The organism is Enterobacter sp. Tr-810, assembly GCF_011752765.1.
Lineage (GTDB): Bacteria > Pseudomonadota > Gammaproteobacteria > Enterobacterales > Enterobacteriaceae > Enterobacter > Enterobacter soli.
Genome location: NZ_VWWW01000004.1, coordinates 127874 through 150166, shown reverse-complemented (window position 1 = coordinate 150166; position 22293 = coordinate 127874). Strand labels below are relative to the sequence as shown.

At 52.4% G+C, this 22293-nt stretch carries 21 protein-coding genes; 10 read left to right on the top strand and 11 right to left on the bottom strand.

The genetic code is table 11. The features are described from left to right. Positions 1–2 precede the first annotated feature (2 nt). A complete protein-coding gene (locus tag F3J30_RS13530; protein WP_166717573.1) occupies positions 3–1430 on the bottom strand; it encodes a glycoside hydrolase family 1 protein in 1428 nt (475 codons plus the stop codon). Positions 1431–1437: 7 nt separating this feature from the next. Continuing rightward, positions 1438–2763 (bottom strand): PTS transporter subunit EIIC, encoded by a 1326-nt coding sequence (locus F3J30_RS13525; RefSeq protein ID WP_014071610.1) that lies wholly within the window; start codon positions 2761–2763, stop codon positions 1438–1440. Between the two features lie 299 nt (positions 2764–3062). On the opposite strand from F3J30_RS13525, the gene F3J30_RS13520 reads away from it, so the two are divergent. Beyond that, positions 3063–4079 (top strand): LacI family DNA-binding transcriptional regulator, encoded by a 1017-nt coding sequence (locus F3J30_RS13520; protein ID WP_014071611.1) that lies wholly within the window; start codon positions 3063–3065, stop codon positions 4077–4079. Here the strand turns inward: F3J30_RS13520 and lysA are convergent. Next, a complete protein-coding gene (gene lysA / locus F3J30_RS13515) occupies positions 4071–5333 on the bottom strand; it encodes a diaminopimelate decarboxylase (RefSeq protein WP_166717572.1) in 1263 nt (420 codons plus the stop codon). The genes F3J30_RS13520 and lysA overlap by 9 nt on opposite strands. Positions 5334–5456: 123 nt before the next feature. Between lysA and F3J30_RS13510 the strand changes: the two genes are divergently transcribed. Further along, complete coding sequence (locus tag F3J30_RS13510; RefSeq protein ID WP_166717571.1) at positions 5457–6389, top strand: LysR family transcriptional regulator; 933 nt, start codon at positions 5457–5459, stop codon at positions 6387–6389. A 19-nt stretch (positions 6390–6408) separates the two neighbouring features. On the opposite strand, the gene F3J30_RS13505 is transcribed toward F3J30_RS13510, so the two are convergent. Then, complete coding sequence (locus F3J30_RS13505; protein ID WP_348771121.1) at positions 6409–6960, bottom strand: flavodoxin family protein; 552 nt, start codon at positions 6958–6960, stop codon at positions 6409–6411. Between the two features lie 38 nt (positions 6961–6998). Beyond that, positions 6999–7424 carry a DoxX family protein gene (locus F3J30_RS13500; RefSeq protein ID WP_014071615.1) on the bottom strand — a complete coding sequence of 142 codons (426 nt, stop codon included), beginning with the start codon at positions 7422–7424 and terminating at the stop codon, positions 6999–7001. A gap of 176 nt (positions 7425–7600) precedes the next feature. Here F3J30_RS13500 and F3J30_RS13495 point away from each other — a divergent pair, with 176 nt between their 5' ends. Further along, positions 7601–7999: a helix-turn-helix domain-containing protein gene (locus F3J30_RS13495; protein ID WP_211053257.1), complete on the top strand. Its 399-nt coding sequence runs from the start codon at positions 7601–7603 to the stop codon at positions 7997–7999. A 27-nt stretch (positions 8000–8026) separates the two neighbouring features. Here F3J30_RS13495 and F3J30_RS13490 read toward each other — a convergent pair whose 3' ends face one another. After that, positions 8027–8719: an aspartate/glutamate racemase gene (locus F3J30_RS13490; protein WP_166717569.1), complete on the bottom strand. Its 693-nt coding sequence runs from the start codon at positions 8717–8719 to the stop codon at positions 8027–8029. Positions 8720–8853: 134 nt separating this feature from the next. On the opposite strand from F3J30_RS13490, the gene F3J30_RS13485 reads away from it, so the two are divergent. Beyond that, entirely contained in the window at positions 8854–9177 is a 324-nt protein-coding gene (locus tag F3J30_RS13485; protein ID WP_166717568.1) for a cupin domain-containing protein, read from the top strand. A 29-nt stretch (positions 9178–9206) separates the two neighbouring features. Here the strand turns inward: F3J30_RS13485 and wzz(fepE) are convergent, their stop codons facing one another. Further along, positions 9207–10343: an LPS O-antigen length regulator Wzz(fepE) gene (gene wzz(fepE) / locus F3J30_RS13480; RefSeq protein ID WP_166717567.1), complete on the bottom strand. Its 1137-nt coding sequence runs from the start codon at positions 10341–10343 to the stop codon at positions 9207–9209. 546 nt (positions 10344–10889) lie between these two features. On the opposite strand from wzz(fepE), the gene F3J30_RS13475 reads away from it, so the two are divergent. The 5 genes from F3J30_RS13475 (at position 10890) to F3J30_RS13455 (ending at position 16310) form a co-directional block, all read left to right on the top strand. Continuing rightward, positions 10890–11780 (top strand): sugar ABC transporter permease, encoded by an 891-nt coding sequence (locus F3J30_RS13475; RefSeq protein WP_014071620.1) that lies wholly within the window; start codon positions 10890–10892, stop codon positions 11778–11780. Beyond that, positions 11773–12675 (top strand): carbohydrate ABC transporter permease, encoded by a 903-nt coding sequence (locus tag F3J30_RS13470; protein WP_166717566.1) that lies wholly within the window; start codon positions 11773–11775, stop codon positions 12673–12675. The genes F3J30_RS13475 and F3J30_RS13470 overlap by 8 nt, the downstream gene beginning before the upstream one ends. Before the next feature lie 12 nt (positions 12676–12687). After that, positions 12688–13815 carry an ABC transporter ATP-binding protein gene (locus F3J30_RS13465; RefSeq protein ID WP_166717565.1) on the top strand — a complete coding sequence of 376 codons (1128 nt, stop codon included), beginning with the start codon at positions 12688–12690 and terminating at the stop codon, positions 13813–13815. Positions 13816–13828: 13 nt separating this feature from the next. Further along, a complete protein-coding gene (locus F3J30_RS13460; RefSeq protein ID WP_166717564.1) occupies positions 13829–15115 on the top strand; it encodes an ABC transporter substrate-binding protein in 1287 nt (428 codons plus the stop codon). A gap of 67 nt (positions 15116–15182) precedes the next feature. Further along, positions 15183–16310 (top strand): oligogalacturonate lyase family protein, encoded by a 1128-nt coding sequence (locus F3J30_RS13455; RefSeq protein ID WP_166717563.1) that lies wholly within the window; start codon positions 15183–15185, stop codon positions 16308–16310. Between the two features lie 89 nt (positions 16311–16399). Here F3J30_RS13455 and F3J30_RS13450 read toward each other — a convergent pair whose 3' ends face one another. The 3 genes from F3J30_RS13450 to kduI all read right to left on the bottom strand — a co-directional run bounded on the left by F3J30_RS13450 (position 16400) and on the right by kduI (position 19791). Then, entirely contained in the window at positions 16400–17833 is a 1434-nt protein-coding gene (locus F3J30_RS13450; protein ID WP_282097536.1) for a sugar porter family MFS transporter, read from the bottom strand. 296 nt (positions 17834–18129) lie between these two features. Beyond that, positions 18130–18891 carry a 2-dehydro-3-deoxy-D-gluconate 5-dehydrogenase KduD gene (kduD, locus tag F3J30_RS13445; RefSeq protein WP_166717561.1) on the bottom strand — a complete coding sequence of 254 codons (762 nt, stop codon included), beginning with the start codon at positions 18889–18891 and terminating at the stop codon, positions 18130–18132. 63 nt (positions 18892–18954) lie between these two features. After that, positions 18955–19791, bottom strand: a complete 837-nt coding sequence (gene kduI / locus F3J30_RS13440; RefSeq protein WP_166717560.1) for a 5-dehydro-4-deoxy-D-glucuronate isomerase — start codon at positions 19789–19791, stop codon at positions 18955–18957. 411 nt (positions 19792–20202) lie between these two features. Between kduI and F3J30_RS13435 the strand changes: the two genes are divergently transcribed. Beyond that, positions 20203–21378 (top strand): oligogalacturonate lyase family protein, encoded by a 1176-nt coding sequence (locus F3J30_RS13435; protein ID WP_014071628.1) that lies wholly within the window; start codon positions 20203–20205, stop codon positions 21376–21378. 157 nt (positions 21379–21535) lie between these two features. Here the strand turns inward: F3J30_RS13435 and F3J30_RS13430 are convergent, their stop codons facing one another. Then, positions 21536–22219: an oligogalacturonate-specific porin KdgM family protein gene (locus F3J30_RS13430; RefSeq protein WP_166717559.1), complete on the bottom strand. Its 684-nt coding sequence runs from the start codon at positions 22217–22219 to the stop codon at positions 21536–21538. Positions 22220–22293: the final 74 nt, after the last annotated feature.

Below are 22293 nucleotides of genomic sequence, written 5' to 3'. Positions count from 1 at the left end.
GCTTACTTCCATTCATCGTCAATACAGAGCGTGAGCACGCGCGCATCGCGCAGTTGCCGGAACCAGGCGGCCGACTTTTTGGCGCGTCGGGCACGGTTGTCATCCAGATCGATCTCAATCAATCCATAGCGATTTTTGAACGCATTCATGGGCGAGACGTTGTCAGTGAACGCCCACAGCATATAGCCGTGACAGTTTGCCCCCTCTTCTCGCGCCAGCAGCGTGTAGTAGAGATGTTCACTGATAAAATCGATACGATAATTGTCTTCGATGATGCCATCACGATTGCGGAACTGCGCTTCGTTCTCAACGCCCATACCGCTTTCCGCTACAAACCAGCGGATGTTGCGATAGTCGTTTTTAATGCGCATCGCCATGTCATAGATAATGCGCGGGTAGATTTCCCAGCCGCGGGATTTGTTCATCCGCCGCCCCGGCAGTTCAAACGGCTCATAATAGTACGCCGGATGGAATGGTGTTTCCGGGTGCCATGCGCGGGATGGCGCTTTCACCCGGTGCGGGTAATAGAGGTTGATCCCCAGCTCATCAACGGTGTTATCGGCAATCAGCGCCAGCTCATCTGGCGTGTAATCCCACTGAACCTGGTGTTGCTCCAGCAGGGTAAAAAGCGCCTGCGGATAATGTCCGTGTACCAGCGGGTCGAGGAATACGCGGTTATAAAACAGATCGTACGTTTCGGCGGCGAGTACATCATGTGGCGCACGCGAACGCGGATAGGTTACTTCCGGGTTAAGAATGCAGCCCACCGAGCCGCGATAACCTTTCTCGCGAAACAGCTTCACCACCTTCGCCGTCGCCAGCACTTTATGGTGGTTCCACTGCATCCAGGTGCCGGTGTTCTGCTCATACGGCCAGCGCAGCGCATCCAGGTAAACCCGGGTCTGCACCACAATCGGCTCGTTGAAGCTAAACCAGCGCGTCACTTTGGTGTGGTAGCGCTCAAACACCTTTTCAGCGTAACGCACAAACAGCTCGACGACATGCTTTGACCCCCAGCCGCCGTAGGTTTCCAGCAGCACGCCGGGCAGCTCGTAATGCTCCAGGCAGATCATCGGTTCGATCCCCTGACGGTGCATTTCGTCAAACAGGGCGTCGTAATACGCGGCGTACTCTTCGTCCACGGTGGCGTTTTCGTAGTCGGTCAAAAAACGCGACCAGTTGATCGAGGTGCGATAGTGCGTCAGCCCTGCCTGTTTCATCAGTGCGACGTCTTCGCGATATCGGTTGATAAAATCGGTCGCCACCGCAGGGCCATAGCCGTTGTGCCAGACGTGACGATCGTTTTTGTACCAGAGATCAAGCCAGGAGTCCTGCCCCGCCTTCTTGCCACTCCAGCCTTCCGTCTGCCAGGCCGATGCCGCCGCCCCCAGGATAAAATCTTTCGGTATTGTTATCTGTTTGGTGCTCATGAGATCCTCACGCATTGTTGGTGGCTTGTTGCAGTGCAGCCTGTTCAGCACGGCGGGAAGCGATCTTCACAAACGGCAGGTAAATCAGCACGGCCGTGACAATACAGATAAGCTGAGTGACAACCGCCCCCATTGAGCCGGCGGTTGAAAGCCAGGCGTTAATCAGTGGCGGCGTGGTCCAGGGCACCATCACCACGGCTTTTCCGGCGAACCCGGTGGCCGTTGCGAAATACCCGATGGAGCCTGTCACCAGCGGGGTGATGATGAACGGGATCGCCAGGATCGGGTTAAGCATGATTGGCATCCCGAAAATGACCGGTTCATTGATGTTAAAGAGGCCAGGGCCAATGGACAGCTTGGCGATCTCTTTCATCTCTTTGCGTTTGGTGGCAATCATTACCGCAATCAGCAGACCAATGGTTAAACCCGAACCACCGATACTCATATACACATCCCAGAACGGCATGGTGATGATGTTCGGTACCTCTTTGCCCTGTTCAAACGCACTCATGTTGACGGTGATCGCCCCCAGTAGCAGCGGTTCGCGGATCGGTTTGATCATCTGGTTGCCGTGAATACCGATAACCCAGAACAGCTGAGCCACAAACATCAGCAGCAGAATACCCGGCAGGCTTTGTACCACGCGCTCCAGCGGCTGTTGCACCACCTGATAGACCGCATCATAAAGGTACATACCGGTGATTTGATGGAAAACGAAGCCAAACGTTGCGATAACGGTAGTGGTAATGATGGCAGGAATGAGCGCAGAGAATGACGCCGCCACGTTAGGTGGTACGGTGTCCGGCATCCGAATTTTCAGACCTTTGCGGTTTTCCAGCCAGCAGTAAATCTCAACGGAAAGGATGGCGATAAACATGCCGAGGAACAAGCTGCGGGTATCTGAGAACTGGCGCAGTAGCACGTCTTTCACCACATGCATCTGCCCGTCGACCATCATTTCAACCGTCGTCGGTGTAACGCAGATAAAGCAGATCACCGCCAGCAGACCCGGGAACAGCGATTTGATCCCGTTGATACGCCCCAGTTCGATACCAATTAAAAACACCGCGCCGATGTTCAGAAAGTTCAGGGTGGCGTAGTTAATCGCACTGGTAATCGGTTTTAGCGCGGCGAGAAAAGAGAGCGATTCGAAACTCGCCAGGCCATTTTTCGGATCCAGCACCATGTTGGAGATCAGCACAGAGAATGCACCAACGATGATGACCGGCATTAAAGTAATAAAGGAGGACTTGATCGCCATGATATAGCGATAGCTATTGAATTTTGTGGCGAAACTGCCCAGAGCGTCGATCAGTTTTTCCTGCAATGCCATAGGGTAATACCTCAGTGAAGGGCTTTTATTGGAGTAGATCTACAGCCGCCTGTTATTGGCATACCAAAAATAGCTTTCTGGTGCTATTCGTTCTGTGATTCACCTCCCATCATGGCAACAGGTATTCCAAATCATGATTTATAACCACTTTGGTATGCCACTTATTCCGTTTTATGCTGTGGTGATAGTCCGTTGCCAAAAAGCGTGATCGTGGTGGGGATTTTGCCCTCGCCGCTGCGCATATGTGCCTGAGTGTCTGTGATAAACTGCGAACGATTACGTGGAAGCAGGAATTTCTAATGGCAACAATGCTGGATGTCTCATTACGCGCTGGTGTTTCAAAAGCCACCGTCTCACGCGTGTTGAACGGCACAGGTCAGGTAAAAGAAAGCACGCGCAAGCAGGTGTTTAAGGCAATGGAAGAGTTAGGCTATCGGCCGAACTTTCTTGCGCGCTCGCTCGCGAACCAGACCAGCAACAGCATTGGTCTGGTGGTTTCGACGTTTGACGGTTTTTACTTCGGACGCCTGTTACAGCAGGCATCGCGCCAAACGGAAACGCACGGCAAGCAGCTGATCGTCACCGACGGGCATGATGCTCCCGAGCAAGAAGAGATGGCCGTACAAATGCTGGCCGACCGCAAATGCGATGCCATCGTGCTTTATACCCGCTACATGAGCGAAAAAACGATCATGAAGCTTATCCATTCCGTGCAAACGCCGCTGGTGATCATCAACCGTGAAGTGAGCCAGGCGGCCGACCGCTGCGTGTTCTTCGAACAACAGGATGCCGCCTTTAAAGCCGTGGATTATCTGATAAGCCAGGGCCACCGCGAGATTGCCTGTATCACCGTTCCGATCCACACGCCAACCGGGAAAGCGCGCCTGATGGGCTATCGCAAGGCACTGGAAAAGCACGGAATTGTCTGGGACGATCGTCGGGTGAAATATGGCGATGCGGGAATGACACGGGGATATGAACTGTGCAAAGAGCTGATCGCTGAAAACGTGCCGTTTAGCGCACTTTTCGCCTGTAACGACGATATGGCTCTGGGTGCGTCTAAGGCGTTACATCAGGCCGGGCTGCGTATTCCTCAGGATATTTCGCTGTTTGGCTTTGATGATGCGCCGAGCGCGAAGTGGCTGGAGCCTGCACTCTCTTCGGTCTATTTGCCTATCGATAATATGATAGTGACGGCTATCGATCAGGCGATCCGGCTGGCAAAAAACCAGCCGGTCGAAACGATCCCGCCTTTTACCGGTACGCTGGTGTTGCGCGACTCAGTCACCACGGGCCCGTATTTTCACTCAAAATAGTTCCAGCGCCAGCAGTTCCTGAATGGTCTGGCGGCGGCGAATCAGCCGCGCCACGCCATTATCGAACAGCACTTCCGGTAGCAGCGGGCGGCTGTTGTAGTTTGAAGACATTGACGCCCCATAAGCCCCGGTATCATGCAGCACCAGATAATCACCTGGTTTCACTTCAGGCAGCGCGCGGGTTTCCACTTTACCGCCCTCCTGCTGAGTAAACACATCACCCGATTCGCACAGTGGGCCAGCCACAACGGTTTCAACCCGCGGTGCCTGCGTTAAATCGCGCCCGTCTGCCGCCAGCGCCGTAATGTGGTGGTAGCTGCCGTACATGGCCGGGCGCATCAGATCGCTAAAGCCTGCATCAATCAGCACGAAATGACGTGAACCCATCTCTTTCACGCTACGAACCTGCGACACCAGCACGCCAGACTCCGCCACCAGGAAGCGACCCGGTTCGATTTCCAGCTTCACCGCGTGTCCCAGATGGGCGGCAATTTTATCGCGCGCAGCGCTCCATAGGCCGTAATAGTGATCGGTATCGATCGCCTCTTCACCTTCACGATACGGGATAGACAGGCCGCCACCAGCGGAGATCGCCTCCATATCCTGACCAAAGTCGATAACCTGACGCACCATCGCGCCGCACACCTGCTCCAGGTGGCCGTAATCGACACCCGAGCCAATATGCATGTGAATGCCCACCAGCTCCAGGCTGTAGCGCTGAATCACTTCAAGCGCAGCAGGCAGATCGGTATACCAGATCCCGTGCTTGCTGTTTTCACCGCCGGTGTTGGTTTTTTGGCTGTGACCGTGGCCAAAACCAGGGTTTACTCGCAGCCAGACGCGATGGCCAGGAGAAACCTGTCCGAGCTGCTCCAGCATGTCCACCGAGCCCGCATTCACAGGAATGCGCAGTTCATGTACGCGGGCCAGTGTAGGTTCGTCAATCAGGTCAGCCGTGAACACAATGGCATCGCTGTCGCTCTTCGGATCGTATCCGGCCGCCAGCGCGCGTTCAATTTCCCCCAGAGAAACGGAATCGACCTTCACCCCCTGCTCACGCATCAGGCGCAAAATATGAATATTCGAGCAGGCTTTCTGGGCAAAACGCACCACGTCAAACTGATGCAGCGCGGCAATCTTTTCGCGGACGATCTGTGCGTCGTAGACCCACACCGGGCAACCAAATTCGGCAGGCAGGCGCAGTAAATTGTCGGCGTTCAAATCGGTATCAGTCTGGTTAAGCGGGCGTGGCATGGTCTTCTCCGGGTGATGTCATTTTTTTATGATTACGCCACAGTACGAAGAGAATAAAAAATATCGTTTTATCGTGAGTCTATGCAAAAATGATATGGATAACTCTCAGATATCAGGTGCCCAATGCCCGCCGTCAACTTACGCCACATCGAGATTTTTCACGCCGTGATGACCACGGGGAATCTCACCGAAGCTGCACAGATGCTGCATACCTCGCAGCCAACGGTCAGCCGCGAGCTGGCGCGCTTTGAGAAAGTGCTGGGGCTGAAGCTGTTTGAACGTACCCGCGGCAGGCTGCATCCCACGGTGCAGGGGTTACGCCTGTTTGAAGAAGTGCAGCGTTCCTGGTACGGCCTGGACAGGATCGTTAGTGCAGCGGAAAGCCTGCGGGAATTTCGCCAGGGTGAGCTGTCGATAGTTTGCCTGCCCGTCTTTTCGCAGTCATTTCTGCCTATGTTGCTGCACCCTTTTCTGACACGCTATCCCGAGGTCAATCTCACCATCGTGCCGCAGGAGTCGCCGTTGCTGGAAGAGTGGCTTTCGGCTCAGCGCCATGATCTCGGCCTGACCGAAACGCTTGTTACCCCTGCGGGAACACAGCGCACCGAACTACTCTCTTTAGATGAAGTTTGCGTACTGCCAGCAGGGCACCGGTTAGCGCAAAAACAGATCCTGACGCCCGCTGATTTCCAGGGCGAAAATTACATCAGCCTTTCACAGACCGACAGCTACCGGCAGTTACTGGATACCCTGTTTGCCGAGCATCAGGTTAAACGCCGAATGGTGGTAGAGACGCACAGCGCCGCCTCAATATGTGCGATGGTGCGTGCAGGTGTGGGGATTGCGGTGGTGAACCCCTTAACGGCGCTGGATTATGCCGGAACCGGGATTGTTATCCGCCACTTTAGTGTATCCGTTCCTTTTACCGTGAGCCTTATCCGCCCGCTTCACCGCCCGGCGTCAGCACTGGTCGATGCGTTCAGCGCACATCTGCAAGGGGGGCTTGGCGCGCTCACTGCAAAGCTGGACGATGTGCTTAACAATATGCCCGGCTAACTACCGGGCATTCGTCAACTCAGTTGAAACGTTTCGCGACAGAAGCCACACGTTCACCGAATTTCACTGCGGTTTCCAGATCGCCAGATGCAATCGCACCTGCGTCCGCGTCTGACGGCGACTGCACCAGCAGCCCGACAGAACCGCCCAGGTTGTTGATATCCTGGCGGGTGGCCACCTGGGTGTTTGACGGTGGCAGACCCAGGCTCACCCAGATACCGCCATGCTGTGAAGCCAGCGTTTGCAGATACTGAAGAGACACTTGTTTGTCACCGTTCAGGCTCGCGCTGTTGCTAAAGCCCGCGAACACTTTGTCCTGCCAGCTGCGCACAAACCAGGCTTTCGACGTAGCATCGGCAAACTTCTTGAACTGCCACGGCACGCTGCCCATATACGTTGGCGCGCCAAAAATAATCGCCTTCGCATCGTTAAGTTTTTGCCAGTCGCTTTCCTGAATATCGCCATTGCTGTCAATCGCGATCAAATCAGCACGCGCGCCTTCAGCAACCGTTTCAGCTACGCGTTTTGTGTGGCCGTAGCCGGAATAATAGATAACTACAACGCTCATAATGTGTCTCCTGATGGAATATTACTTATGAAGTCAAACATTTACGGCTGGCGCGATACGGCATATTTTCCCGCGCCAAGGAACATAATGCATAACCCACCCAGGAAATAGAGCGCTTCACTTTCCAGCGCCCAGGCTCCCACATCGGTCAGAGAATAGAATTTGCCCATCCCCACCAGCAGCGTGGCGACAAGGATATTGAAGGCATAAATGAAGGCAGCAGGCCGCGTCAGCCAGCCAATGATGATCAGCACCGGTGTCACGATTTCACCGATAAACACGCCGTAGGCAATAAAACCCGGTAATCCTTTTTGTTCCAGCAACGCAGAGATCCAGCCAACGCCATGGTCAATTTTTGCCACACCGTGAAACAGCATCAAAATACCAAAGGTCAGCCGCAATAAAAGGCGGCCAAAATCGGGGTGGTTGGTGTAACGAGTAAAAACGGAATCAATGGTTTTCAGCATGGTATTTTTCTTTTTGCCCACGTGCAGGCGCGCATTCAACGAAAGGCAACCGACTCCCGGTTGCCATTTTCGGTTCCCTGGTATCAAATGGAAACCTTACGTCGTTTTATACACGCAAACATTCGCTTGCGTAAGAAGGCACCTTTACCTCACCTGGTTACCTCGAGGGAACCACCATGACTGACTCTGAAACCATAACGAAAGAGATGCCGCCTTATAATGTGTTCGATGAACGCTGCCCGACACGCAACGTGCTGGCACGTATCGCCGATAAATGGGCACTGCTGATCCTTGCACGTCTGGAAAATGGGCCGATGCGCTTTAATCACCTGCAACGTGATATTCAGCGGATCACCAAGAAAGTGCTGACTCAGTCGCTGCGTAAGCTGGAGCGCGACGGTCTGGTTTCGCGAGAAGTGTTTGCCACCGTGCCGGTAACGGTAGAGTACAGCCTGACGCCGCTCGGCCAGACGCTCACTGAAACCGTCACCGTGCTGGCTCACTGGGTAGAAAGGAATATGGATGCGATTGTCGCCGCGCAATCAGCGTATGATGCCGCCAACGAACAAGACTGAGCCGGGGCAAGCCCGGCGTCGGGCTGCTCAGGAGAGCATAAACTCAACGGCATCCGCGGCATGAATGGCTGCCGTGTCAAACACCGGGATCGGGCTGCGCTCGACCGGCACGAGCAAACCAATCTCTGTACAGCCGAAAATAACCCCCTCTGCACCCTGCTGTGCAAGCTTCTCAATCACGCTGACGTAGTACTCGCGCGACGGCTCGCTGAAGGTCCCAAGGCAAAGCTCCTCAAAGATAATCTGATTAATGCGCGCCCGTTCGGTCTCATCCGGGATAAGGCTTTCAATCCCGAATTCACTGCTCAGTCGCCCACGATAAAAATCCTGCTCCATGGTGTAGCGGGTTCCCAGAAGCGCCACGCGCGTCATTCCGGAGGCGGTAATCGCGCGCCCGGTGGCATCGGCAATATGCAGAAATGGCAACGAACAACGCGATTCAATGTGTGATGCCACTTTGTGCATGGTGTTGGTACAGAGCAAAATCCCCTCTGCACCCGCACGCTCCAGCCCCAGCGCCGCCTGCGCGAGGATCTCACCGGCTTTATCCCACTCACCGCTCGCCTGACAGGCTTCTATCTCATGGAAATCGACGCTGTGCAGCAGCAGGCTTGCGGAGTGCAGCCCGCCAAGACGTCGCTTCACCCCTTCATTAATCAGGCGGTAATACGGAATGGTTGATTCCCAGCTCATACCACCTAACAGACCGATCGTTTTCATACTCTCTCCTTTATGTTTCTTCCAGTGAAGCAAACTTGTGATCCTGTTTCCAGTTCTTTGGCTAGCCGTTTCTTTTTATCGCGCAGTGATATAAATTAAATGAAACAATGTTTCATTACCTTGCGGGGCTAGATATGTTTATTTTTCACAAAGAGACAACGCTTGAAGATCTCGGAAACGGTGTGACTCGCCGAATTCTGGCACATGACGGAAAGATGATGGCGGTAGAGGTGAATTTCCAGCAGGGCGCCATCGGGCCAATGCACAACCATCCGCACGAGCAGTTAACCTATGTGCTTTCCGGCGAGTTCGAATTCACCATTGGCGATGAAAAACATGTCGTGACGGCGGGCGATACGCTCTACAAAGAGCCGCACATTATGCATGGCTGCGTGTGCCTGAAACCCGGCACACTGCTTGATACCTTCACACCTGTGCGCGAAGATTTTCTGCAATAAAAAAAGGCGGTGTCACCACCGCCCTCTTTTTATTTCATTTCCGCTTCCGGAAGAGGTTCCGCTAAAGGCTTGCGCATCAGCATCGCATTTTGAACTAACACAAAACCGCAGGCGAAAAGCCCGCCAACAATGCCAGCCAGCAGCGCAATAACCAGCTTGCCCGGGCCATCTTTTTTCACCGGCAGAGACGGTGACAGCTGATATTTAAACGGCTCGAGCTTCACATCTTCAACAGACAGTTTCTGCAACTGAGCCAGATGATATTCACGGTTCTGGAAATCAGAGTTCAGCTCAGCAACATCCTTGATCGATTTTTCAATTTCCAGCTTTTGCGCAATACCGTCAGCGCCCAGCGCTACGGAATAGTCCGGGTCATCTTTAACTGCCTGACCATTACTGTAGACCGGCTTTTTGATCCCGGCGGCATTGGCCACTTCCAGGGAATAGTTCAGACGTTGCAGGTTGGTGTTGTGAATATTGGTCAGGCGTACCCGGTCCAGCTCCAGCTGCTCTTTCTCCATTCGCGTTTTCAGCGTGACCTGATTACGAATGTTCTGCATTGTTTCTTTTTCAACCAGCGTGGATACGAACTGGATATAGCCTTCAAGCACGGTGCGTGCATCTGTCGCCGTCGGTGCCGTAAAGCTCAACGTCCAGGATGCATAGGGCGCTTTATCCGCATCTTTTGCTGCTGTGTTATCCACTGCTTTCATTTGTTCGGCAATATTGACCACGGCGCGATGCAATTCAGCAGGATCAACGTCTGCACCCTCCAACTGCGCCATAACAAACGGCGAGGAGGTCATATATTCTTCAAGCAGCGACTGCGACTGGAATTTTTTAATAAAAAGGTTGAATACGTCAGGGCGCGCAATTTTTACGTCTACGTCCAGCACCTGAAGCGCCACCAGCATCTGTCGTAGTGGGTTCCACTGAGTTTGTTCTGCCGGTGTGATCACCGCTTTACTGGTCCACTTTTGCGGCAGGATAAACGCCATTGCCAGGCCTGCTACGGCAAAGGCGAAAGCGGTGACCAGAATACGTTTTTTTGCGACCCACAAGACATCCAATAATCCCAGAAGGTCAATCTCTTTATACTCATGTGCCGGGGAGGCATGACGGGAAAAATCCACATCCGTATTTTTTTTAAAATCCATGACTGACATAGCAATTCTTCTATTTTGATGGCGCAGTGAATCTGCCTGAGAGGTCCCTGAGCGACCGATGATACAAGAAAGTAAGAATTATCTGAATGCCGAAAATTTAAAACCTGATACCCGACTATCAGAATTAGTAGTAAACAGTTGCGCGATATCACGTATGTTAATCCTTCTTTCTCACGCCTCACCCACTCTTCAGGCGTTTTTCGCTGACTCTCATTCGGGTTAAAAATGCCACCTTCCTCACCTTATTGAAACAGCGTTTCGACATCGATCACATTTCCATCATTAAGCGAATGACGCGGAAACAAATAGCAATAAAATAAAATAAAACGATGTTTTAGTATTCAAGAACAACGGTTCGTGAGTTTTTAAAACCCTGACAAGGCTTGTCAGAGAAACTCAGAAAAACGGTTTATAAAACATAAGGTAATGGAGTAACCGTATCGCGTTTCATACCAGACACACATCCCCGGGCCAGCCATCAGGCATGGGGCGACAGCATCACAATCGGATTCCGTTTTAAAACCATTGATTGCCAGGTAGGTATGTATGAATGAAAACAAAATGCTGGGGCTAGCGTGGATATCACCCTACATAATCGGGCTGATAATCTTTACCGCGTTTCCCTTTGTCTCATCGTTCTTTCTCAGTTTTACTGATTACGATCTGATGAGCCCGCCGGTGTTTAACGGCATCGAGAACTATCGTTACATGTTTACGGAAGATACTCTCTTCTGGAAATCCATGGGCGTGACCTTTGCCTATGTATTTTTGACCATTCCATTAAAACTGGCATTTGCTCTGGGAATTGCTTTTGTTCTGAACTTTAAATTACGCGGCATCGGATTCTTCCGTACTGCGTACTATATTCCGTCGATCCTCGGCAGCTCCGTAGCCATTGCGGTTTTGTGGCGCGCACTGTTTGCCATCGATGGCCTGCTGAACAGCTTTATTGGCGTATTTGGCTTTGACCCGGTGAACTGGCTGGGTGAACCCTCTCTGGCGCTGATGTCCGTGACCCTGCTGCGCGTCTGGCAGTTCGGGTCTGCGATGGTTATCTTCCTTGCCGCGCTGCAAAACGTTCCGCAGTCACAGTATGAAGCGGCAATGATCGATGGCGCATCAAAATGGCAGATGTTCATGAAAGTGACCGTGCCTCTGATTACGCCGGTGATTTTCTTCAACTTCATCATGCAGACCACCCAGGCGTTCCAGGAATTTACCGGGCCGTATGTCATTACCGGCGGCGGGCCAACCTACTCGACCTATCTGTTCTCGCTCTACATCTACGACACCGCGTTCAAATACTTTGACATGGGCTACGGCGCTGCGCTGGCCTGGATCCTGTTCCTGGTGGTTGCCGTCTTTGCCGCTATCGCCTTTAAGTCTTCGAAATACTGGGTGTTCTACTCCGCCGATAAAGGAGGCAAAAATGGCTGATATCCAACAACTCTCCACGGCGAGAAGCATTGCTGAGCGCGAAGTAGCTCGCACGCTGCGCAAAGAGAAAATCAACGCCAGTATCCGCTATGTGATCCTGCTGTTTGTCGGCCTGCTGATGCTCTATCCGCTGGTGTGGATGTTCTCGGCGTCGTTCAAACCGAACCACGAGATCTTTACCACCCTCAGTCTGTGGCCTGCACACGCCACCTGGGACGGATTTGTTAACGGCTGGAAAACCGGGACTGAATACAACTTCGGCCATTACATGCTGAACACCTTTAAGTATGTGATCCCGAAAGTGATCCTGACCATTATCTCCTCCACCATCGTGGCGTACGGTTTTGCCCGCTTCGAGATCCCGTGGAAGAAATTCTGGTTCGCGACGCTCATCACCACCATGTTGCTGCCAAGCACCGTTCTGCTTATCCCGCAGTACCTGATGTTCCGTGAAATGGGCATGTTGAACAGCTATATGCCGCTGTACCTGCCGCTGGCGTTTGCCACCCAAGGGTTCTTCGTCTTCATGCTGATCCAGTTCCTGCGTGGCGTGCCGCGTGACATGGAAGAAGCGGCGCAGATTGACGGCTGTAACTCTATCCAGGTGCTGTGGTACGTGGTGGTGCCAATCCTGAAACCGGCCATTATCTCGGTCGCACTGTTCCAGTTCATGTGGTCAATGAACGACTTTATCGGGCCGCTGATTTACGTCTACAGCGTGGACAAATACCCGATTGCACTGGCTCTGAAAATGTCCATCGACGTCACCGAAGGTGCGCCGTGGAACGAAATTCTGGCAATGGCGAGCATCTCCATTCTGCCATCCATCATTGTCTTCTTCCTGGCACAGCGCTACTTCGTGCAGGGCGTAACCAGCAGCGGAATTAAAGGTTAAGAGGGAAATATCATGGCTGAAGTTATCTTCAACAAACTGGAAAAGGTGTACTCCAACGGCTTCAAAGCGGTACATGCTATCGACCTGAAAATCGCTGAAGGGGAATTCATGGTAATTGTCGGGCCATCCGGCTGCGCCAAATCCACCACCCTGCGAATGCTGGCCGGGCTGGAAACAATCAGCGGCGGTGAAGTGCGAATTGGTGAGAAAATCGTTAACAACCTGGCACCGAAAGAGCGCGGGATTGCGATGGTGTTCCAGAACTATGCGCTGTATCCGCACATGACGGTGCGCGAAAACCTGGCCTTCGGTCTGAAGCTGAGCAAGCTGCCGAAAGATCAGATTGAATCTCAGGTAAATGAAGCGGCGAAAATTCTGGAGCTGGAAGAGCTACTCGACCGCCTGCCACGCCAGCTTTCCGGCGGCCAGGCGCAGCGTGTGGCCGTCGGCCGTGCGATTGTGAAAAAACCGGACGTGTTCCTGTTTGATGAACCTTTATCAAACCTCGACGCCAAACTGCGCGCCTCGATGCGTATCCGTATTTCCGACCTGCACAAGCAGCTGAAGAAATCCGGTAAACCAGCGACCACCGTGTACGTGACCCACGACCAGACCGAGGCAATGACCATGGGTGACCGCATCTGTGTGATGAAGCTCGGTCACATCATGCAGGTGGATACCCCGGATAACCTCTACCACAAACCGAAGAACATGTTCGTGGCGGGCTTTATCGGGGCGCCAGAAATGAACATTCGTGCCAGCAAACTGGTGGAAAAAGAAGGACATCTGCATATCACCATCGGCAATGAAACCATGCCGCTCAACGGTGAAAAACAGGAGAAAGTGTCCGGCTACGCGGGCCAGGAGATCTTCTACGGCGTGCGCCCTGAATTTGTTTCGCTCTCAGACGAACCCTTCCAGGAAGGCGGTTGCAGCGGCGAGATGGTGCGTGTGGAAAACATGGGTCATGAGTTCTTTGTGTACCTGAAAGTTGCGGACTACGAACTGACCGTCCGAATTCCTTCCGACGAAGCTAAGCCAATGATTGATAAAGGCCTTCATCGTAAGGTGTACTTCAAGTTTGATATGAATAAATGTCATATTTTTGACGCAAAAACTGAACAGAACATCTCTCTCTAATGGAGTTATAAAAATGAAAAAAGTGCTTTTAAGCGCCGCTATCTCCGCTACCCTGGGCCTTACTGCTTTGCCATCGATGGCACAAGATGTTGATTTACGTATGTCCTGGTGGGGCGGTAATGGCCGCCACCAGGTTACCCTGAAAGCGCTGGAAGAGTTCCACAAGCAGAACCCGGATATTAACGTGAAAGCGGAATACACCGGGTGGGACGGTCACCTGTCCCGTCTGACCACCCAGATTGCTGGCGGCACCGAACCGGACGTAATGCAAACGAACTGGAACTGGCTGCCGATCTTCTCCAAAAACGGGGAAGGCTTCTACGATCTGAACAAAATGAAAGACGTGATCGACCTGAGTCAGTTCGATCCAAAAGAGCTGCAATCCACCACGGTGAACGGCAAGCTGAACGGTATTCCCATATCCGTGACCGCACGCGTGTTCTATTTTAATGACGAAACCTGGAAAAAAGCGGGCGTCGAATACCCGAAAACCTGGGATGAGCTGATGGCCGCAGGTAAGGCCTTCGAGAGCAAGCTTGGCAAGCAGTATTATCCTGTCGTGCTGGAACACCAGGACACCCTGGCGCTTCTGAACTCCTACATGATCCAGAAGTACAACATCCCGGCCGTGGATGAGCAGACCAAAAAATTCTCCTACAGCAAAGAGCAGTGGGTGGAATTCTTCCAGACCTATAAAAAGCTGGTTGATAGCCACGTTATGCCAGACACCAAATACTATGCGTCATTTGGTAAGAGCAACATGTACGAGATGAAGCCGTGGATCCAGGGTGAATGGGGCGGAACCTATATGTGGAACTCCACCATTAACAAATATTCCGACAACCTGAAGCCACCTGCAAAACTTGAGCTGGGTAATTACCCAATGCTGCCAGGTGCTACCGATGCGGGCCTGTTCTTCAAACCGGCGCAGATGCTGTCGATTGGTAAATCCACCAAAAACCCGGAAGCCGCTGCCAAGCTGATTAACTTCCTGCTGAACAGCAAAGAGGGAGTGGATACGCTGGGTCTGGAGCGTGGCGTGCCGTTGAGTAAAGCGGCAGTGCAGTTCCTGACCGAAGACGGCACCATCAAAGAGAGCGATCCTTCCGTTGCGGGCCTGCGTCTGGCGCAGTCTCTGCCAGCGAAATTGTCCGTATCACCTTACTTTGATGACCCGCAGATTGTAGCCCAGTTCGGCACTTCTCTTCAGTACATCGACTATGGCCAGAAAACCGTAGAAGAAACTGCCGCTGACTTCCAGCGTCAGGCTGAACGTATCCTGAAACGCGCTATGCGCTAAGCCCCCTGCCAGAACATACCCTGCCACTGACGGTGGCGGGGTATTTTTTTATCTCAAGGAGAGAAAAATGAAAGGCAAAATCATCCCGCTGAATTTTCGCACTCGCCAGGATCCTAAAACCGGGCACGAGGTGATACGGATGACGCCCCCGCACATTATTTGTCACCGTAACTACTTCTATCAAAAATGCTTCACCCGCGATGGCAGCAAGCTGATTTTTGGCGGTGCGTTCGAAGGCCACTGGAATTACTACCTGCTGGATATTGCGAAACAACAGGCAACCCAGCTTACCGACGGAGCCGGGGATAATACCTTCGGCGGCTTTTTATCTGATGATGATAAGTCCCTGTGGTATGTAAAAAATAACCGCGAACTCCGGCGCGTCGACCTCGACAGCCTTGAAGAATTTATCGTCTATGACGTGGACGACGAATGGGTGGCGTACGGCACCTGGGTGGCAAACTCTGACTGCACTAAGCTTGTCGGGATCGAAATCAAAAAGAGCGACTGGCAACCGCTGACCGACTGGAGCAAGTTCCGCGCGTTTTACTTTACCCAGCCTGAATGCCGACTGATCAATATCGATTTACGCACTGGCGAACGCCGGGTGATGTTGCAGGAAAACCGCTGGCTCGGGCATCCGATCTATCGCCCGTTTGACGACACCACCGTCGCGTTTTGCCATGAAGGCCCGCGTGACGCCATTGACGCCCGCATGTGGCTGATTAATGCCGACGGCAGCAACGTGCGCAAGGTTCGCCAGCACGCGCCCGGCGAGAGTTTCACCCATGAATTTTGGGTCCCGGACGGCTCCGCGCTGTATTACGTAGAGCATAAAGAGAACGACCCGAAACGCTATCTGTGCAGCGCCGATCCGCAGACGCTGGAAAACCGCCAGTTGATGGCAATCCCGCCCTGCTCTCACCTGATGAGCAACCACGATGGCGCGCTGATTGTCGGTGACGGCGCACCGCACAATACCGGGGATATCAGCCTCAACGACCCATTTATCTGGGTATTTGATGTTCGCACGGGAACGCAAAAGGCCGTTTGTCAGCACAACACCAGCTGGAAAGTGCTGGATGGCGACCGTCAGGTGACGCATCCGCATCCGTCGTTTTCGCCGGATAATCAGTGGGTGTTGTATACCTCTGATGAGGAAGGGATGCCGGCGCTGTATTTAGCGAAGGTGTAAAAAAAGCCGGGTGGCGGCGATGCCTTACCCGGCCTACATTTGGCGCTACTTTGTAGGCCCGGTAAGCGAAGCGCCACCGGGCATGACTATCACACGCCAATATCGCGTAATTTCTCCCCGGCCATCAACTTGCGTTCAATGTGCTCAAGCGTTACCCCTTTGGTTTCCGGTATCAGCCAGAAGGTCACACCGATAAAGGCCACGTTCAGCACGGTGTACAGCCAGAATGTCCCCGCCGCGCCAATTGAATCCAGCAGCGTCAGGAATGTCGCGCCGATAATCATGTTCGACACCCAGTTGGTGGTTGTGGAACAGGTAATCCCGAAGTCACGGCATTTCAGCGGCTGAATTTCAGAGCACAGGATCCACACAACCGGCGCGGCGCTCATCGCATAACCCGCAATACACATCATGGTCATGCCGACAGAGAGCCAGGACAGACCGCTTGATGCCGTGCCGTTATCGAACTGCATCAGGCAGTAGCCGAGGATCAGCGTGCCGATGGCCATCACACTAAAACCAATTTTCAGCGCCGGTTTACGTCCGGCTTTATCAACGGTGAACACCGCAATAAAGGTGGCGAACATAAAGGTCAGCCCGACCACCAGGGTAGCAATCATCTGTTGCTCGGTGGTGGTAAATCCGGCCATTTTGAAGATGCGCGGGGCGTAATACATGATGATGTTCATGCCGGTGAATTGCTGCATTGCCTGCAACAACATGCCGAGGAACACCGCGCGCCGCACGTTGCGGTTGGCTTTAAATAACGCCCACCCCCCCTGCTTCAGCTTCAGGCTTTCGCGGATTTCGTTCAGTTCATCACGCGCTTTTTCAGATGTATCACGCAACATGCGCAGCACCTCTTCCGCCTCCACGTGACGCCCTTTTTGTGCCAGCCAGCGCGGGCTGTTTGGCAGGAATATCACCAACACGATCAGCAACAACGCAGGTAGCGCCAGCACACCCAGCATGGCCCGCCAGTTACCGCTGTAGCTGAAATATGTATCGGACAAAAACGCCAGCACAATACCGAGCGTGACCATCAGCTGATACATACTGATCATCTTGCCGCGCACGTTCTCGCTCGCCATTTCTGACAGATAAAGCGGCGCGGTGTACGACGCAATCCCCACCGCCACGCCCAGCAGCACGCGGGACAGCAACAGCAATTCCACACCGGTGGCAAACGCAGAGCCGAGTGAACCGGCCACGAACAGAATGGCGCCAACCATCAGGCTGTATTTACGCCCAAGGCGGAACGAAAGCCAGCCGTTAAACAGCGCACCGATGGCCGCGCCGAGCATCATACTGCTCACCACCCACTCCTGAAGGCGGCTGCTCAACGTAAAGTGATCGGTAATAAACGGCAACGCACCGGCAATCACGCCGATATCCAGCCCAAACAGCAAACCGGCTACCGCTGCCGCGATAGAGACAAACTGGTTCATGCGGCGGGTATCGCGCAGCGCGCCGGGCATGAGGGTAGAGTCATTTATAGATGTCATATTTTCCTGCCTGAACAGCGAAATTCGTTAACTGAAATTACGAGATGGCGAAAAAAAGTGTCAGGCGGGAATTCGCGAAGATATGGATAATTTCGCTGCGACATACCGATCTGTGATGGACATTACAATTTCAACTAATGCTGAATAATCACATATTTTTACTAATTAGCTAATTTTTAAGCAATAAAACTGTGATTCATATCATTCATGATTTTTTGGTATGGATTTTTCATCTTTGTTGGTATGGATAATGACATTTTTTGAGCAAAAAAAACCTCCGCCAGATGGCAGAGGTTCTTCGTCTGGGAACGGAATTAACGCGCCAGCCAGCCACCGTCAACAGCAACGGTGTAGCCGTTAATGTAGTCAGAAGCCGGGGATGCCAGGAACACAATCGGCCCCATCAGATCGCTCGGCAGACCCCAACGGCCAGCCGGGATACGGTCTAGGATCTCCGCGCTACGCTGTTCATCCGCACGCAGCTGCTGGGTGTTGTTGGTCGCCATGTAGCCCGGTGCAATCGCGTTGACGTTGATGTTATGCTTCGCCCACTCGTTTGCCAGCAGACGGGTCACGCCCATCACGGCACTTTTTGACGCGGTGTAAGACGGCACGCGGATACCGCCCTGGAACGACAGCATAGAGGCGATGTTAATGATCTTGCCGCCTTTACCCTGGGCGATAAAGTGCTTCGCCGCCGCCTGAGACATAAAGAACACGCTCTTGATGTTCAGGTTCATCACGTCGTCCCAGTCGCGCTCGCTGAAGTTGATCGCATCTTCACGGCGGATCAGGCCTGCGTTGTTGACCAGGATATCGATATGGCCGAATTCTGCCACAGCGCGATCCAACAGCTCAGGAATGGCATCGATTTTACGCAGGTCAGCGGTCAGGCTCAGGAAACGGCGGCCCAGTGCGGTGACGCGTTCAATGGTTTCAGTCGGTTCAACAATGTTGATCCCGACGATATCGCAGCCGGCTTCCGCCAGACCTAATGCCATACCCTGGCCCAGACCGGTGTCACAACCGGAAACCACAGCCACTTTACCCTGTAGAGAAAATGCATCCAGAATCATGTTAGTTCCTTAATCTTTTAACGCCTGTCACGAACAGGCAGGTTTATGCTTAACTGCCCGCGACTAGCGCAGATCTTTAACAGCGACGTGGTCCATATCATCAAAGACCTGGTTTTCACCGACCATACCCCAGATAAAGGTGTACGCACGGGTTCCCACGCCTGAGTGAATAGACCAGCTCGGAGAAATCACAGCCTGCTCGTTATGCATCACGATATGACGCGTTTCCTGCGGCTGCCCCATCATGTGGAACACGCAGGCATCTTCTTCCATGTTGAAGTAGAAATAGACTTCCATGCGGCGCTCGTGGGTATGGCACGGCATGGTGTTCCACAGGTTGCCCGGCGCAAGCTCGGTCAGCCCCATGCTGAGCTGGCAGGTTTCCAGCACATCGGGAACAAAGTATTTGTTGATGGTGCGGCGGTTGCTGGTGAGGTTGTCGCCAAGCGTGACCGGGGCAACGTCCGCAGGTGTCACTTTTTTGGTTGGGTACGTGGTGTGGGCTGGCGCGCAGTTGTAGTAGAACTTCGCCGGTTTGCTGCTATCGATGCTGGCGAAGACCACTTCTTTCGCGCCTTTACCAACGTACAAAGCATCGCGATGCCCAATCTCGTAACAGTGGCCATCTACGGTGACAGTGCCAGGTCCGCCGATATTGATAACGCCCAATTCGCGACGCTCCAGGAAGTAGCTCACGCCAAGCTGTTTACCCACTTCGCTGCCCACGGAAACCGTTTTTGCCACCGGCATGATGCCGCCAACAATAATGCGATCGATATGGCTGTAGACCATGGTGTACGCGTCGGCTTCGAATACCTTCTCAACTAAAAACTCGTTGCGCAGCCCCTGAGTATCCAGCGTTTTTGCGTGCGCACTGTGGATGCTTTGTCTGACGTCCACGGTAACCTCCAGAATTGATCGTGCCAGAAGGCAAAATAATTAACGAAACATCGTTCCGTTTTCTCGATAGGCACATAGTATCGCCTGAGAAATGGCTTTTCAATTGCATTTAAAACAACGTTTCACTTTTTCTGTGTCTTTATGCCAGAAATGATGTTCCGATCACGATTGTTGAGGGGTTGACGCAGAAATGGCTAAAAGCGGGCTGGATGTTAATCATAATAAACAATAAGTTATAAAACCTTTGAAATTCGACGGTATACAAAACATTCAGCGTTAAAAATCTAAGATGACATCACGCGCATCAATTTTTCTTACAAATTGCGCCATCAGTCACACATATTGAAACGATGTTTTGATAATTTAACACCCAGTTTTTAACTCAATTTTTATCGTATAAAGGAGTGCATTATGGCTAAAGGTATGCGGGTCAAGCTGAACTACGAGGTCAGCCGCGATCCGGATACGGGCGTGGAAGTCACCCGCCTGACCCCACCCGAAGTAACCTGTCATCGCAACTACTTCTATCAGAAGTGCTTCTTTAACGATGGTAGCCACCTGCTGTTCGCAGGAGAGTTTGACGGGAACTGGAACTACTACCTGCTGGATCTGAAAAAAGCCGAAGCGGTGCAGCTGACTGAAGGTACCGGCGATAACACCTTTGGTGGATTCCTCTCTCCGGATGATAAGTCCTTCTATTATGTGAAGAACGATCGCACGTTGCTGGAGGTGAACTTACACACTCTGGCCGAGCGAGAAGTTTACCGCGTCTCTGACGAATGGGTGGGTTACGGTACCTGGGTGGCCAATAGCGATTGCACGAAACTGGTCGGTATTGAGATTGCCAAAAGTGACTGGACGCCGCTCAACGACTGGAAAATTTTCCACGACTTCTTCCATAAAGGGCCACACTGCCGCCTGCTGCGCGTGGATCTTAAAACCGGTGAAAGCTCAACCATCCACGAAGAGAAAAACTGGCTGGGGCACCCTATCTATCGTCCGTTCGACGACAACACCGTGGCTTTCTGTCACGAAGGGCCGCACGACCTGGTGGATGCCCGCATGTGGCTGGTCAACGAAGATGGCAGCAACGTGCGTAAAGTGAAAGAGCACGCAGAAGGTGAAAGCTGCACCCACGAATTCTGGGTGCCGAATGGTTCTGCACTGGTTTACGTCTCGTATCTGAAAGGTCAACAGGGCCGCACGATTTACAGCTTTAACCCGGATACCGGCGTTAACGATGCCGTCATGCAGATGCCTGCCTGTTCACACCTGATGAGCAACTTCGACGGCACAATGCTGGTTGGGGATGGCTCCGGCACGCCGGTCGACGTGAAGGATACCAGCGGTTATACCATCGATAACGATCCGTACCTTTATGCCTTTGATGTGGCGAAAAAAGCGTATTTCCGCATCGCCCGTCACGATACCTCCTGGGCAACGGTGGCCAATAGCCGCCAGGTGACCCATCCGCATCCATCCTTTACCCCGGATGATAAAGCGGTTCTGTACAGTTCCGATAAAGACGGCAAACCTGCACTCTATATCGCGAAACTCCCCGAGCAACCTGAAATGTTGCATGCATGATTTGAGTTAGTGTTTCTGTAACTGGCCTTGCCCTCCTTTATGGAGGGCTTTTTTTTGGGTTCGGTGCGTGCTCTTTGCCCGGCGGCGTTTTTCCGGGCACAAAAAAACCGGCTCACGTGGAGCCGGTTTTTTTCCCGGAGGTACTGCTTATTATTTATTAGAAAGAGTACGCCACGCCTAAACGGAAACGAGTCTGACGTTCATCGGTATCTTTCACGCCCACGTTACCCACTTCAACATATGGTGCCCAGTTTTTATCCCATTTGTATGCCAGCTTGGCGTTATATTCGTTGGAGTAATCTTTATTGTTATTACGAATCACACCTTCCGAACTTTTCGCGTAAACATAGTTCAGCTCGGTACGGAAATCGCCCATCACCCAGCCAACCCACGCATCGCCACGGTTGACTTTATCATCGTCTTTATTCGAACTTGACGGGTAACGAGTATATTCATAGCGGTAACGCGCGGCCACATAGAATCCATTATCAAAACTATATTGCAAGTGCAGGTTCGGTTTATAAATAGTGCGACTGTCATTACTCTCAATCGTAAACGCAGGCGTCAACGAGATATTATCCGTAGCTTTCCAGCGCCAGCTAATCTGGTCTTCGTGGCCGTTACCCACCACATCCGCAAAAGGCTGATCGGCTTTATCACCGCCAGATTTCCATTTCGCTTCAACCGAAAAACCTAAACCGTTTTCAAAACGATGTGAAACAGATACGCGGTCTGCGTTAGAGCCGCTATCAATGTATTCATGACGTAAGTCAACAGTAACAGCCTGAGCTGCAAAAGACGCGCCGACAAGGGAAGCAAGAACCAGAGATTTCTTAAACATGAAAAAACCCTCAATTGAAATAACGTTTCGTTTTTATGGAATTGCAGTTTATTTTTTTATAAACGTAATTTTAG

What these genes read in the sequence shown, in the direction of transcription:
- F3J30_RS13530 (WP_166717573.1), bottom strand. Translation starts at nt 1,430, where the DNA reads ATGAGCACCAAACAGATAACAATACCGAAAGATTTTATCCTGGGGGCG.
- F3J30_RS13525 (WP_014071610.1), bottom strand. Translation starts at nt 2,763, where the DNA reads ATGGCATTGCAGGAAAAACTGATCGACGCTCTGGGCAGTTTCGCCACA.
- F3J30_RS13520 (WP_014071611.1), top strand. Translation starts at nt 3,063, where the DNA reads ATGGCAACAATGCTGGATGTCTCATTACGCGCTGGTGTTTCAAAAGCC.
- lysA (WP_166717572.1), bottom strand. Translation starts at nt 5,333, where the DNA reads ATGCCACGCCCGCTTAACCAGACTGATACCGATTTGAACGCCGACAAT.
- F3J30_RS13510 (WP_166717571.1), top strand. Translation starts at nt 5,457, where the DNA reads ATGCCCGCCGTCAACTTACGCCACATCGAGATTTTTCACGCCGTGATG.
- F3J30_RS13500 (WP_014071615.1), bottom strand. Translation starts at nt 7,424, where the DNA reads ATGCTGAAAACCATTGATTCCGTTTTTACTCGTTACACCAACCACCCC.
- F3J30_RS13495 (WP_211053257.1), top strand. Translation starts at nt 7,601, where the DNA reads ATGACTGACTCTGAAACCATAACGAAAGAGATGCCGCCTTATAATGTG.
- F3J30_RS13490 (WP_166717569.1), bottom strand. Translation starts at nt 8,719, where the DNA reads ATGAAAACGATCGGTCTGTTAGGTGGTATGAGCTGGGAATCAACCATT.
- F3J30_RS13485 (WP_166717568.1), top strand. Translation starts at nt 8,854, where the DNA reads ATGTTTATTTTTCACAAAGAGACAACGCTTGAAGATCTCGGAAACGGT.
- F3J30_RS13475 (WP_014071620.1), top strand. Translation starts at nt 10,890, where the DNA reads ATGAATGAAAACAAAATGCTGGGGCTAGCGTGGATATCACCCTACATA.
- F3J30_RS13470 (WP_166717566.1), top strand. Translation starts at nt 11,773, where the DNA reads ATGGCTGATATCCAACAACTCTCCACGGCGAGAAGCATTGCTGAGCGC.
- F3J30_RS13465 (WP_166717565.1), top strand. Translation starts at nt 12,688, where the DNA reads ATGGCTGAAGTTATCTTCAACAAACTGGAAAAGGTGTACTCCAACGGC.
- F3J30_RS13460 (WP_166717564.1), top strand. Translation starts at nt 13,829, where the DNA reads ATGAAAAAAGTGCTTTTAAGCGCCGCTATCTCCGCTACCCTGGGCCTT.
- F3J30_RS13455 (WP_166717563.1), top strand. Translation starts at nt 15,183, where the DNA reads ATGAAAGGCAAAATCATCCCGCTGAATTTTCGCACTCGCCAGGATCCT.
- kduD (WP_166717561.1), bottom strand. Translation starts at nt 18,891, where the DNA reads ATGATTCTGGATGCATTTTCTCTACAGGGTAAAGTGGCTGTGGTTTCC.
- F3J30_RS13435 (WP_014071628.1), top strand. Translation starts at nt 20,203, where the DNA reads ATGGCTAAAGGTATGCGGGTCAAGCTGAACTACGAGGTCAGCCGCGAT.
- F3J30_RS13430 (WP_166717559.1), bottom strand. Translation starts at nt 22,219, where the DNA reads ATGTTTAAGAAATCTCTGGTTCTTGCTTCCCTTGTCGGCGCGTCTTTT.